This is a genomic window from Candidatus Kuenenia sp., assembly GCF_039794105.1.
In the GTDB taxonomy this organism is placed as follows: domain Bacteria; phylum Planctomycetota; class Brocadiia; order Brocadiales; family Brocadiaceae; genus Kuenenia.
This window is the reverse complement of record NZ_JBDIWA010000001.1, coordinates 142,928-155,767: the sequence shown is the minus strand read 5'-3', so window position 1 is coordinate 155,767 and position 12,840 is coordinate 142,928. Positions and strand designations below refer to the sequence as shown.

The 12,840-nt window shown below is 42.6% G+C and carries 9 protein-coding genes; 2 read left to right on the top strand and 7 right to left on the bottom strand.

Annotated elements, in window-relative coordinates; all coding sequences use genetic code 11:
• Positions 1 to 79 precede the first annotated feature (79 nt).
• From ABJL82_RS00580 to ftsH, 5 genes are all read right to left on the bottom strand, one after another.
• On the bottom strand, positions 80 to 2,410 hold the full coding sequence (locus tag ABJL82_RS00580; RefSeq protein ID WP_347272738.1) for a hypothetical protein: 2,331 nt from the start codon (positions 2,408 to 2,410) through the stop codon (positions 80 to 82).
• A 122-nt stretch (positions 2,411 to 2,532) separates the two neighbouring features.
• Positions 2,533 to 3,579 carry a DUF3326 domain-containing protein gene (locus tag ABJL82_RS00575; protein WP_347272737.1) on the bottom strand — a complete coding sequence of 349 codons (1,047 nt, stop codon included), beginning with the start codon at positions 3,577 to 3,579 and terminating at the stop codon, positions 2,533 to 2,535.
• The gene (locus ABJL82_RS00570) at positions 3,572 to 3,787 is read right to left on the bottom strand and encodes a hypothetical protein (protein WP_347272736.1); all 216 of its coding nucleotides are present in this window, start codon (positions 3,785 to 3,787) and stop codon (positions 3,572 to 3,574) included. The genes ABJL82_RS00575 and ABJL82_RS00570 overlap by 8 nt, the downstream gene beginning before the upstream one ends.
• A 380-nt stretch (positions 3,788 to 4,167) precedes the next feature.
• Positions 4,168 to 4,665 carry a CBS domain-containing protein gene (locus tag ABJL82_RS00565; protein WP_347272735.1) on the bottom strand — a complete coding sequence of 166 codons (498 nt, stop codon included), beginning with the start codon at positions 4,663 to 4,665 and terminating at the stop codon, positions 4,168 to 4,170.
• A 286-nt stretch (positions 4,666 to 4,951) separates the two neighbouring features.
• Positions 4,952 to 6,829 carry an ATP-dependent zinc metalloprotease FtsH gene (gene ftsH, locus ABJL82_RS00560; RefSeq protein WP_347272734.1) on the bottom strand — a complete coding sequence of 626 codons (1,878 nt, stop codon included), beginning with the start codon at positions 6,827 to 6,829 and terminating at the stop codon, positions 4,952 to 4,954.
• Positions 6,830 to 7,198: 369 nt separating this feature from the next.
• Between ftsH and ABJL82_RS00555 the strand changes: the two genes are divergently transcribed.
• Positions 7,199 to 8,389, top strand: a complete 1,191-nt coding sequence (locus ABJL82_RS00555) for an ArgE/DapE family deacylase (RefSeq protein ID WP_347272733.1) — start codon at positions 7,199 to 7,201, stop codon at positions 8,387 to 8,389.
• 76 nt (positions 8,390 to 8,465) lie between these two features.
• Positions 8,466 to 9,206 carry a polyprenol monophosphomannose synthase gene (locus tag ABJL82_RS00550; RefSeq protein WP_347272732.1) on the top strand — a complete coding sequence of 247 codons (741 nt, stop codon included), beginning with the start codon at positions 8,466 to 8,468 and terminating at the stop codon, positions 9,204 to 9,206.
• 4 nt (positions 9,207 to 9,210) lie between these two features.
• Here ABJL82_RS00550 and ABJL82_RS00545 read toward each other — a convergent pair whose 3' ends face one another.
• Positions 9,211 to 10,980, bottom strand: coding sequence for a menaquinone biosynthesis decarboxylase (locus tag ABJL82_RS00545; protein WP_347272731.1), 1,770 nt, complete (start codon positions 10,978 to 10,980; stop codon positions 9,211 to 9,213).
• A 163-nt stretch (positions 10,981 to 11,143) separates the two neighbouring features.
• A complete protein-coding gene (locus tag ABJL82_RS00540) occupies positions 11,144 to 12,319 on the bottom strand; it encodes an FprA family A-type flavoprotein (RefSeq protein WP_347272730.1) in 1,176 nt (391 codons plus the stop codon).
• Positions 12,320 to 12,840: the final 521 nt, after the last annotated feature.

Sequence of the window (12,840 nt, the reverse complement as noted above, 5' to 3'; positions counted from 1 at the left end):
TTGCCGACTGTAGATTGCCGACTGCCGATTGTACAGTATTCCCCATTAATAAGGTAAGCAAGGGGTTGTTTCCCTCAACTTATTGAGAAGTTCCGTTTTTTGTTGTTGTGTTATTTGCACCATCCTCTGTATTGGGCAGTACTTCAAACATGTTTCTAATGGATTTCCGAAATGGTTTAAATGGAACCGGGCGGATTTCAGGATCTGAGATAGTGCCTTTAATCTCCACAACAGTCAATTGTTTTCGTACACCGCCTACAACAAAATCGAATAAATTTCCAATTAAGGGTAGTTGAGAAAAGAAGCCCTTCTCAAAACCTGTGACAACGGTTACGCCAAGTGTTCCATTAAGACCAATGGCGCCTTTTCCCACAAGATCTACAGTATCGCTGGAAATAATGCCCTCGATAATATTAACAACATTGTCTTTGACGGAAAAATTGAGTTTTGCGGTATCAAAGGTTTCCCTTTGGGGTAGTCTTAAATTGAAAAATTTGAAAATGTGAAGAATTATAGGAATGTCTGAAAGATATCCATTGGTGATGTTAATTTGTCCTTCAGCAGAAAAATCCTTCGGGTCGCTGCCGTACCCATGGTACTTAACCCTTCCGTCGAGAATACCTGAAAGCTGTTTTCCTTCAAGATTGAATTTTTTTACGAATTCTTCCAATACGATTCTTGAAAATGTCAATTCGCCTTCATATTCGTAAGGCACAGTGTTTGTTTTAACGGAAATGGGACCTTCTACTCTCCCGCCCCAGCAATTAGCGTTGATGTGCTTGCTGGAAAGTTGTTCTTTGTTGATATCCAACCTCCCGTCAATTCCCCATAAGGCAAATTTATACGTATCGTTTCTGATTTCAAAGTCTTTTAAGTTAACTTCCACCGTATAATCGTTTCTTTCTGCTTCCTTAAATCCCTGGAAAATAACCGTAAGGCTTGCTTTACCACGGGGGCTAAGGATATCCCATAACTTTTGCTTAATGGCGGTTTTTTCGCTTAATATCTTCAAAAAATTTTCGGTAACAAATACGTTAGGGATGTTAACATTCAATATTTTCCTTTCAGTTTCTATGTTATATATGCCATTTATTTCCATAAAGACGTGCTGATTGTTGTATTTGAGAAAACCACTGGTATTTTTTAATAGAATAATATTATTGCAGAATTTAATGGGGCCATTTATATACGACAGGGGAAATGGCATTTCCGGAGAATTGACAGCAACATCCTTGCAATCGGCCACTAAAAAAATGTTGCCATTTGTATCCTCTCCTTCACTGTACTGAAATGTTATGTCTGCAAAGCCGGTAGGTTGGATTTTAGTCCACACTTCTTTACCAAAACGAGGGATATTTTCAAGAAAATGTTTATTTATGAAAAGATTGGGAACATTTGCCACAATTATTTTTTCTTTACCGGAAAGATTGACTGTTCCTTTAAGATCAACCTGTGATGTATAGTCGCCGTTTTTGATGTGTGCGGTGATATTACTAATGTGCAGTGTATTGTTGTTAATCTTCAGGACGCCGTTCACATTAGAAGCGGGGAGAGACAAATCTTTGTATATTGCCTCCAGCGAGTTGAGATGAATCGTAACGTCATAGTCAATTTTCTCCTGATTATTTTTATTGTTAAAGCTGGCAATGCAGGAGAAATTAGCCTTTCCCTCCGGTTGATACTCATCCCATATATGTTTTCCATAAAAAGGGAACAGGCAGAGAAATTCTTCGTTCAGGGTCATATTATGCGCGTCTAAAGTAATGCTCAGGTCTGGTATGTCTGGGCGTATTTTCATTGAGAAAGAATAATTCCCCATATGTTCATCGGCGATGGTTCCTCTTGCGGTGATATTTCCGAAGGAACCGGCAAACGGCATAAACGAAATATTGATTCCGGAAAGTTTGATTTCCGGGTTGTGGAATTCAGGGTGTTCCTTGATGTGGACTTTTAAACCGCGGGCTTCAATTCCCTTGTGTAATACATCAGCAAAAAGGGGCAGATTCGCATTTTCAAAACCTTCTTTTATACCATCCAAAAGTTTCCATATGCGGGTGGGTTTTTCTACAGTTAATTCCGGGTTGATAGCAGTAATTTTAATAACATTGAATTCTTTCTTAAGCAAACGTTTCAGGTCATATTCGATTATGACCTTCTGGCATTTAAAAAACTTGTTCTGCATTATTCCGGATTTGCCGGAGAGGGAGATATTTTCGATGAGAATGCCTTCTGCAAAATCAAAGTGCGCCCTTTCAATATGTATATCGCCGAGATTTTGAAAGGCTTCTAATATCCTGCTTTTTATTGCCTCGTCCGAGGTTAGTTTGCTAATGAAAATATATCCGGTAATGCCGGCGCCTGCAATGATTAACGAAAAGCAAACAAATATGATAAATACTATTTTTTTCATAAAAGCGATGTGTTATTCACATAGACATATGTGATGCGCAATAAGTTTTTCTACAGCCTACAGTCCACAGTCCACAATCCACAGTCGGCAATCTGCAATTTGCCGACTGCCGGTTGCACAAGTTATGCGATAGTAAGTTTTTTCACGGGTCTTCTTAACTCCAGTGGGTCAATGCCCTCCTTCATTGCAGCGAGGATACCGCCTGTTTCCCAGTAATTTTCTGCAACTACTACATTCTTCATTCGTAAAATATCCGGAGTGGCTTTCATCACCGTCGTGTTTTCCTTTACCGCAATTATAGGTATCCCCCATTTTTGTGCAGCAAGGGCAGGAATACCGCCCATGCAGGTATAGGGAAGAATAATTGCATCGACGTCGTCAACTCTCACATCTCCGCCCTGCGTAACGAGTCTGGGCGCCCTGTCCAGTCCGCGCAAAACGCTTCCAAGATATGCAGGGCCTATTGCTTCTGCCGCTGCCCTTGGATCAACCGTTCCGCTATGCGTTTCCCGGTAAATTTCATATTTGCTCAATAGCGGGGCGTGCGCTGCGGGCAACCCAAACGTGGCGGAGACCAGATGAGAAACCACGGCTTCTGCCCCTCCATAGGGGTTTGCCCCTTTTCCATCAAAGTACGCCTTTAAATCCTTCATATCAATTTTAATGTTGAGCGAAATCGCCAGCGCCTGAGCGCCCTGCTTTATTGCTTCCCTGCAAGCCTCAATAAGCGTCTGTTCGTGTTCAATTTCTCCTACGAAAGAATTGCTTTTTGTTTTTACCGCCTGCGTCATCGTCTCTTCTTTTGTTTTAAGCACGCAGACTATTTCCACTCCACCGACAGTCCTCAATGCGTTGATTGTATTTACCGCCAGATCATATCCCTCTGTCTCTATTCCCTTGTCTAACACAACCCCGATCTTATTCTTTTCCACCTCCTTCAGTTCCGCTTCACCCTTGAAAAATCTATCCAGAGAATAGCCTTCAACGTAGAGAACGTTTCTTCCTGCAAGGTTAAGCGCAACTCCGTTGACGACATTCGGGTGAGAAATCACCTTATCGGCAATCGATGCAATCATGTTGGTTGCGGGAGTGGCGTCTCCGACGTATCCGCCAATATCCGCCCCCACGCCTGTAGGAATAATGTGCGCCACAACAAACTGGTTAGCCATGTATACCTCCGCCGGTTTTTATTTTCGTACGTGCATCTTTCACCATAATTGAGGCGTCAACTATCAGGTCTTCCCCGATTACCTCTACAATGGCAAATCTCAGTACTTCACCTGTTAGTGTATTACTGAAATACTCCAGAAGGTGTTCAAGCAGTTGCGTGCTGTCAACGCCGTCCCTGGGGATTTTTATTCTCTTTGAAACGACCATACATATATCATCCTTCAATGAAGCCTTGTAAAAACAAAAGTAGTCTGTAGTCTATGGTAAAAAGAGTAAAGGGGTTGTTTTTCAGGAGATAGAAGTGCTCTGTCGTTTTTTGAAAGCATAGGGGCGAAGCATTTGACGTACCTTCGTTATTTCAAACGTTTAGGAATTTCAATATTTTTGTAGAGACGCATTGCATGCGTCTGGAAACTGCCGCGCATAAAGAAAATGTTGACATAACAGAGACGCATGCAATGCGTCTCTACATTAACATCAACTACAGAATGAAGTCGCTGCCAAAGTTAGCCTAATTCAAACGTTTCGCCCATACACCATGTTAAAAACATCGTTTTGTACGAAATGAAAATTACCGGTGAAATTCCCTACGACTCTGAATGGATGATGTCTTCGCTTTTATATTGCGTTTGTTTGAATTCTGCGACAACCTCCATTTTGCCATGTTCGGTGCTAATCCTGACAAATTCAGGCCGGAGTACTCCGTAAACACATCTTAAAACGTCGCTCCTTGATATTATTCCCACCGGAACCATATCTTTGACAACAGGAATACGAATAATAGCTTCCTTTGCCATTATATGAATAACCTTTTCAATTGTAGTATCTTCTTCTACGCAAATAGGCTTTTTGGTCATGATATCCTCTGCCGTTACCTGTTCCAAACTTTTTCCCGCATCCATTGCTCTTATAAGATCAAATTCAGTTATTATTCCAATAACCTCATTATTATTATTTACAACAGGCATTCCGCTATAATTGCCGGTCAATAACTTTTCTGCCAATGATCTTCCAATGGTTTCTTTTTTAGCCGCAGTGATCGTTTTCCTCATAACATCCTTTGCCAGAATAACGTTTGTAGTCATAATAGTTGTCTCCTTTCGAAATTAAATAAGGTTTTATAAAAATACTATTTTTCACCTGCTCTAGTAACGCTTTAGTTTTTTGAAAAATTCCAATAATAGCGGTGTTTGCCGCATATTGTAGGGGCGAAGCATTTGCCCGTTTGGGTATGAACGCATTTATGACAATTTATAGCAAATGCTTCGCCCCTACTTTTTCAAAAAACTAAATTGTTACAAATAATATAGAATGCATGTATTAAATTACCCCTGAAATCAGTCGGGGTTTTTCATGCGGTGTGTGGCCATGCTATGCATTATTAAGTATTTTTTCCACATCTTCTTTTTCAAGGGTTTCTTCTTTAATGAGCGCTTCTGCCAGTTTTTCAAGGGCGGATTGGTTGTTTTTTAGAATTTCCGACGCACTTGCCTCTGCTTCCAGTATTATCTTTTGTATTTCCTGATCCATAAGCCATGCCATATCCTCACTGTAACGCTTTTGAAATGCGAGTTCCCTTCCTAAAAATGGATGATCTTCTCCCCTCCCAAGGCTAAGGGGGCCTATTTTGTCGCTCATGCCCCATTGCGCAACCATTTTCTCGGCAAGTGCGGTAGCCTCTTTGAGATCGTTTTGGGCGCCGGTGCTTACGTCGTTAAATATCAACTTTTCCGCACATCGTCCGGCAAGTGCAACGGTGAGTTTGTTTACAAGGTATTGTTTCGGATAATAGTGACGGTCTTCTTCCGGCAATAGTTGTGTTACCCCCATTGCCAACCCCCTTGGGACGATGCTTACTTTGTGTATGGGATCTGTTCCGGGAAGTTTGGTTGATACAAGCGTGTGCCCTGCCTCATGATACGCGGTAATGCGCTTTTCCAAATCGTTGATTATTTCTTCCCTGACAGTGCCCATAAGTATCTTGTCTCTCGCGTCATCGAAGTCTTCGATGTTGATGGTCTTTTTCTTTTTACGCACAGCGATAAGGGCGGCTTCGTTTGCGAGGTTTTCGAGGTCTGCACCCGTCATTCCTGGGGTTCCTCTAGCGATCTTCTCAAGATCAACCTTATCGGCAAGTTTCTTGTTTCTGACGTGAACTTCAAGGATTTTTCTACGTTCCTTCCATCCAGGCTTATCAATTACCAACTGCCTGTCAAATCTGCCTGGCCTGAGAAGCGCCGGGTCAAGCACGTCTGGCCGGTTTGTAGCAGCCATTACAATGACTTCCGTGTGAGGGTCAAAGCCGTCCATTTCGGACAAAAGCTGGTTTAATGTCTGTTCCCGTTCGTCGTGTCCACCTCCAAACCCTGCTCCCCTGGTTCTTCCCACAGCATCGATTTCGTCGATAAAGATAATGCTCGGATGCGCGTCTTTTGCCTTTTTAAACATATCCCTGACGCGCGCTGCCCCCACGCCTACAAACATTTCGATAAATTCCGAGGCGCTGATGCTGTAAAATGGCACGCCTGCCTCTCCTGCGGTTGCCCTGGCGAGGAGTGTTTTCCCCGTTCCCGGCGGGCCTATAAGCAGTACGCCCTTTGGCACTTTTGCCCCGATCTTTTCAAATTTGCCAGGATCTTTAAGGAATTCTATCACCTCTGTCAATTCCTTTTTCACATTATCCATGCCGGCCACTTCACTGTATGTGACCTTTGGCTTTTTTACATCAAAAAGAGTCGCCTTACTCTGCCCAAAAGTAAAGAGTCCCCCCGCTCCGCCTCCCACCTGCCTTGCGCTTCTCATTATAAGCATCCAAACGCCTATGATGATTACCCACGGAAGAATGCCAATAAAAAACTGCCAGAAAAATGAGCCTTCCTCGGAAGATTCGACGCGTATTTCCACACGCCTGCTGCTGAGTTTTTCTATCAATCCCTCTCCCTGGAAAGTGGGCAGTTGCGTTTGAAAGTCTTTTACGGAAGTTGGTTCCTGGTTTTTGTGCAGCGGAATGAGCGCTTCATTGTAGAATTGACCTGCAATGCGTAATTTTTTTATGGTAACGGAAGAGATATTGCCCGCGTCCAGTTGTTCGAGGAATTGACTATAAGCAATGGTATGACGGACAGGCACTGAGGTAGAAATGGAATACCGCTGAAGCATATATATAGCGATAAAAAATAGCGCGAAGATGATGAGTGCTTTCCATTGCGGAGACGGCGTAAAAGGTTTCGCTTTCTGGTCTTTTTTCATAAGTCTACATGTTATCTGAATATGTGATATTGTCAACCATTTAATTTTCGCAATTATTCACCCAACGACGGTATTTTACACATAAGCGCTAAGTTAAAATTACGAATTAATTTAACCGTGTAATGAATAACAAATATCTAACAATGAACCTGATGTCTTTATATATTTCGCAAAATAATCTCGCTATAGTTTACCAGCAATTACATTGAATTTTAATATGTTTTTTGCATATAATCCGTAATTATTTCTCCTTTTTCAAGATACCAAACTGATACAGAAATAAGTGTTTTTTTACCTGGTGGTATCTTGCCGTCTCATTTTGACAAGAGATGGATTTGAACAGCTTTTGTTATACGTGGAGTATTTTAAATGAACAATATGGTACGAGACATTGAAAAATACATGCAAAACGAAGCAAATGAAATTATAAATTTTGCGTGTAAACTAATAAATACAAAAACCGAAAACCCGCCGGGCAATGAAATTTTGGCCGTTTCGTTAGTGGAGGAGTATTTCAAGCGGCTAAAGATTCCCTACGAAATATTTGAAAAAACAAAGAGCAGAACGAATATTATTGGATATATTGGCAAAAGAGAAAGATCGAGGGAGCGCCCTTCATTGCTGGTGGCATGTCATTTGGACGTTGTGCCTGCAGGCGATGGCTGGCAGAGCGACCCCTTTTGCGCACATGTTGAAAACGGGAGGATTTTTGGCAGGGGTTCTTCTGACAATAAAGGCCAAATGGCTTCTATGATGGCAGTGGCAAAGTATCTCAAGGAAAATGAATCCGGGCTAAAAGGCCTTTTTTTGCTGGCAGGTGTTGCAGACGAGGAAAGGGGTTCCGCATTAGGCATGGAGTATTTGCTTGATGAATGCGGCATACATGCCGATTATGCCATTATCCCCGACGTGGCAAATAATATGCAGATGATTGACGTGACGGAGAAGGGGGCATTGTTTCTGGAAATAACTTCTTTTGGCAAGCAGGCGCACGGTTCCACTCCGGACAGAGGCGTTAATGCTGTGTGGAATATGATAACCTTCTTAAACCAAATCAGGCATTACAAATTCAGACATGCCTTTCATCCATTGCATTCCCCTCCAACAATGAATCTGGGATCGATCCATGGCGGAACGGTCGCAAATACGGTGCCTGCCATCTGCAAGGCGCAAATAGACCTGCGCTATTTGCCGGGAGATTCGCCGACTGATATTATCAATGACATAAGGAGTATTATGAAAGAGGTAGAGGGTCAGCATTCCGCAAGATTTGAATTAAAAATCACATCTGACCAACCCTCTACGAACATTCCTGTCGATAACCCGCTTGTAGAAATAATCACAAAACATACCGAGGCAATCTTAGGGACAAAACCGAAGCCTATGGGGCAATCGGGTTCTACGGTGACGAAGCAGCTTATACAGAAGGGTATTACTGCCGTGGGGTTCGGGCCTGGTGACCATGACGAGGCCCATGCCGCGAATGAGTCGATAAGTATTCAGGAATTAATCGATTTCGCAAAGATTATGGCACTTATTTCATGGGATATGTTGACGTAAAGCACAATCGCGGCCCGTTCAGGCAACTGAATAGTTACAATCATATTTTTATAATACGACCATGAAAACATACGTAATGATACCAACTTATAATGAAAGAGAAAACATCGGGAAATTAATTCAGGAAATATTGCATCTGAAGATTCCTGATTTGCATGTTGTAGTGGTTGACGATAACTCTCCTGACGGCACCTCCGGCAAAGTGGAAAAATATGCAACGATACATCCGGAGGTTGAATTGCTCCTGAGAACTACAGATAGGGGGAGAGGTTCCGCGGGCGTTGCCGGCTTTCAATATGCACTGGATCACGGGGCGGAGTGTGTCGTGGAAATGGACGCTGATTTTTCACACCATCCGAGATATATTCCTGATATGCTTAATGCCATACAGAATGCTGATATGGTAATCGGGTCAAGGTTTGTACGCGGGGGCAAGGATGTAAACAGAGGGATTGTTCGCAGGCTGGTGACATTCCTCGCTGGAGTCTATGTCAGGATTTTACTGGGACTAAAAATAAACGATGTTTCTTCCGGATATCGATGTTTCAGGAGAAAGGTCTTGGAGGATATTCAGTTGGATTCCATGATTTCGACAGGCCCTTCCATTGTATCTGAAGTATTCTACAAAGCTCATGTAAAAGGGTTTTCCATAAGGGAAATACCTATAGCATTTGAAGACAGAGTCCGCGGTAAAACGAAACTGAATTATAAAGTACTATTGAAAACATTGCTTATGGTTTTGAAATTCAAACAACTTCACAAAAAGGGGTTGTTGTTTAAGGCTTCGGGGAAAAAATCCGGGAATATAGAGACGTAATCGATTATTTCCAGTAAGCATCCCAATTTTTATTTACCCGGTCGATAACCTCATCCGGCATAACAAGCGGTGAGGGGTAGCCTGTCTTCCATGTGGCGTCAATGCCCATTTTCCCCCTGAAAACGGGGCTTATGCCCATCAGTTTTTCTTCCGTGAATACAATATCCCTTTCGGCGTCGAATCGGGTAAATATACCCCAGATCGTTTGTTCAAGATTGCAGATATCGACGTCAGTGCTTACCGCAGCGATAATATCAGGTCCAGTAATTTCAGCCGATTTTGTAAGATTACGCACCACGTCTCTTCCGTTCTCCTTTACGGAAACTACGAGAAGCGCATCCCCCAGTAGATTCCAACGGATTATCCTGTTGTCAATATCTTTTAGCAGCGTTTCGAAATTTCCGGTTGTTTTTCGGCCTTCCTGTTTTTTTGTATTGTCATCCCTTGTCGCATCGATAATCATTTTGCTGCCAAGGTTCATTTTATAACTGGTGAAATCAAGGGTATCCAGCGGAACCTTTGGAATCATGATAAAATCATACGCAGGGTCAAAATGTTCGTGGATTGCCCTGAGGACTGCATGGAAATCACGAGGGTTAACTTCTTCGGACACAGTTACAACACATTTCGTCAGAGAGAGTTGTCCCTCGCCCATGATGGAAAGCGCTGTTTTCATTGCCTCTTTCCTGTAGCGTTCTTCAACGGACACTACCAGCAGATTATGAAATCCCGCTTCGTAATACGCCCAGAGGTTTTTGATTTCAGGATGGATGAGGCGAATGAGGGGGCCAAGCACTTGCTGCGTTGCGTTTCCCAGATATTTATCTTCCATTGGCGGCCTGCCGACAACGGTTGCGGGATAAACAGGGTTTTTGCGGTGTGTAATAGCGCTAATATGAAAAACAGGAAATTCAGAGGCGTTTGAATAATGCCCGAAATGGTCGCCAAAGGGACCTTCCATCCTCAATTCCGTGAGATGGACAGTACCTTCCAGAATAAACTCTGCATCAGCGGGAACAGGTATTGAAATAGTCTTTCCCTTTGCCATCCGTGTTCTTCTGCCGCGTAAAAAACCGCTGAACATTACCTCGTCAATTCCCTCCGGCAGGGCTGCAACCGTTGCCAGCAGGAGGGTAGGGTCTGTTCCCAATGCTACGGCGACTTCAAATGGTTTCCCTGCTTTTTGGGATTGGAAATAATGAAAGCCACCGCCTTTTTGTATCTGCCAGTGCATTCCCGTTGTTTTCCCATCGAAAACCTGCATGCGATACATGCCGACATTCCGTTTCCCGTTGCGGGGGTCGTAGGTGAAAACCTGGGGCAGCGTGATAAACGGGCCGCCATCCTCCGGCCAACAGGTGATTACGGGAAGTCCATTAAGGTCCGTTCCCTGAATTACCTCCTGCGATGTTGGCCAAAACGTTGTTTTGGGAAGGGCGCCGATAAGACGTTTTGTAATCCCCGGATGCCTGAAAAACACTTTCGGTTTAGGCGGCATTGCGTCTTCCATGAATGTGATGAGTTCTTCGCCCAGTTGATCGGGATGTTTTCCCAATGCCAGTTCTATCCGTTTATCGCTTGCAAGTACGTTCATTGCAAGGGGAAACCGGGAACCTTTTATGTTTTCAAAGAGTAAGGCGGGCAGCCCTTGCTGCAGGGCGCGAATAGAGATTTCGGCAGCTTCAAATTTTGCATCTACCTCTTTTTTGATCCGTATCAGTTCGCCGTTTTTTTCTAAGTATTTAAGAAAGTCCTGTAATGAATAGATTTTCATGTATTAGTACCTTATCAGTAATTTATTTTGCATTTTCTGGCAAAATATTTAATAGTGAAATTCGATGCATAACCCTGACAGGGTTCGGAACCCTGTCAGGGTTTACCATGCAGGGAAGAGTAAAAAATCGTTGTGGCATTTGTCTTTTAAAACCCGGCCTGATTTATCCCCTCTTTGCAATTTCCTGTTTTATTTTTTCATAGATTTCCTGAAGCTGCGTTTCGTCGGGAATGTATTGGATTTTTATGCTTTCCAGCAAATCAAAACCACACTCCTTAAGTGCGTCTTCCACGTGGCGAACCGACTGCCCGCCCCATCCGTAAGAACCAAATGCCAGGCCAATCCTGTCTTTCGGCGAAAGCCCTTTTAAATAAGTGAGAAATGCCGACACGGTAGGAAGCAAATTACTGTTTAATGTGGGAGACCCCACACAAATAAATCTTGCGTCTAATACGTCCATAACAACATCTGACAGGTGATTATACCGGAGATTAATCATCTTTGTGCCAATACCGCTGTGGTTGAAGGCATTTTGTAAGGCATGTGCAATTTTTTCGGTGGATTTCCACATAGTATCATAAATGATAAGGCATTTATTCCTTGTCTGGTTGGTCGCCCATTTATTGTACTCATCCATAATATTGTTTATATGTGAACGCCATACAATTCCATGGCTGGAGGCAATCATGTCAATCGGGATCGAAGAAAGTTTTTCAATGGTTTTTTTCACCTGCATGGAATAAGGCAGGACGATATTCGCATAGTATTTTTTCGCCTCTTCAATAACGGTTCCAAGGTAAAGCTCATCATCAAATCTTTCGGGAGAAGCGATATGTTGTCCAAAGGCGTCATTCGAAAAAAGGATTTTATCCTCAACCAGATAACTTACCATGTTATCCGGCCAATGAATCATTGGGGTCAGAAAAAATTTGAAGGTCCTTTTTCCAATATTGACCTCTTCATCCGTTTGCACCACCTTCATATTCCAGTCGTTCCTCTTATAATGCGCCAGCAGCCCTTTCTGTCCGTTAGGGGAGGTTACAATAGTGGCATTTTTCGCAATATCCATAATAAGCGGCAAACTGCCGGAATGGTCCATTTCAACGTGGTTTGCAATAACATACTGAATGCTTGCGGGATCGATAAGAGAGGAAAGGCGCTGCATCATTTTGTCGAAGAGATAAGGCCTGACGCCGTCAATTAAAGTTATTTTTTCATCTATTACCAAATAGGTATTGTATGTGGACCCCCGGTTGGTCGAATAACCATGGAAATTCCTTAAATCCCAGTCAATTTCCCCAACCCAATAAATCCCTTCTTTTAGTGGTATCGGTTTCATGCGAATTCCTCCTAAACGTTTAAAAGTATAACGAATAATGCAAATCCCGGCTCCGGTTGGGTATGTGTGTTGCAATCATAGTAACATTTCAGCCGGTTTGAAATGTATGCGGAATACAACATGGTTAAATGGTAAAATGATCAAGTGATTGAAATGTCTTTTTTTATCCATTCATTTACTATCGTTGTAACCTCTACGCCTTTTTTTCTTTGAGAATTTTCTCAGCACTTCCATCATGTCAGGCTCAATATAAATAGGTAGATACAGTTCTGCATCCGGACGATAAAACTTACCTCTCTCACCTTTGGGAAAATCATACTCTTTTTTAATTTATTTTCCTCCTGATACTGTTTTGATTCTTTTCTGGTGGCCTTGCGGGCAGAAATAATTCTAATTCTGCAATAGTCGGCATCAACTGATGGAAAGTATGTACTACAATCAGCAAAATACCATTCCTGTCTTTTTGATCAGTCTAAGGAAACCTGAAAAGAACAATTTGACCTTTAGAAATCATGAAAAAG

Excerpts from the sequence above, each read along its gene's own strand:
- ABJL82_RS00570 (WP_347272736.1), bottom strand. The coding sequence starts at position 3,787 with ATGGTCGTTTCAAAGAGAATAAAAATCCCCAGGGACGGCGTTGACAGC.
- ftsH (WP_347272734.1), bottom strand. The coding sequence starts at position 6,829 with ATGAAAAAAGACCAGAAAGCGAAACCTTTTACGCCGTCTCCGCAATGG.
- ABJL82_RS00550 (WP_347272732.1), top strand. The coding sequence starts at position 8,466 with ATGATACCAACTTATAATGAAAGAGAAAACATCGGGAAATTAATTCAG.
- ABJL82_RS00545 (WP_347272731.1), bottom strand. The coding sequence starts at position 10,980 with ATGAAAATCTATTCATTACAGGACTTTCTTAAATACTTAGAAAAAAAC.
- ABJL82_RS00540 (WP_347272730.1), bottom strand. The coding sequence starts at position 12,319 with ATGAAACCGATACCACTAAAAGAAGGGATTTATTGGGTTGGGGAAATT.
- ABJL82_RS00565 (WP_347272735.1), bottom strand. The coding sequence starts at position 4,665 with ATGACTACAAACGTTATTCTGGCAAAGGATGTTATGAGGAAAACGATC.
- ABJL82_RS00580 (WP_347272738.1), bottom strand. The coding sequence starts at position 2,410 with ATGAAAAAAATAGTATTTATCATATTTGTTTGCTTTTCGTTAATCATT.
- ABJL82_RS00555 (WP_347272733.1), top strand. The coding sequence starts at position 7,199 with ATGAACAATATGGTACGAGACATTGAAAAATACATGCAAAACGAAGCA.
- ABJL82_RS00575 (WP_347272737.1), bottom strand. The coding sequence starts at position 3,579 with ATGGCTAACCAGTTTGTTGTGGCGCACATTATTCCTACAGGCGTGGGG.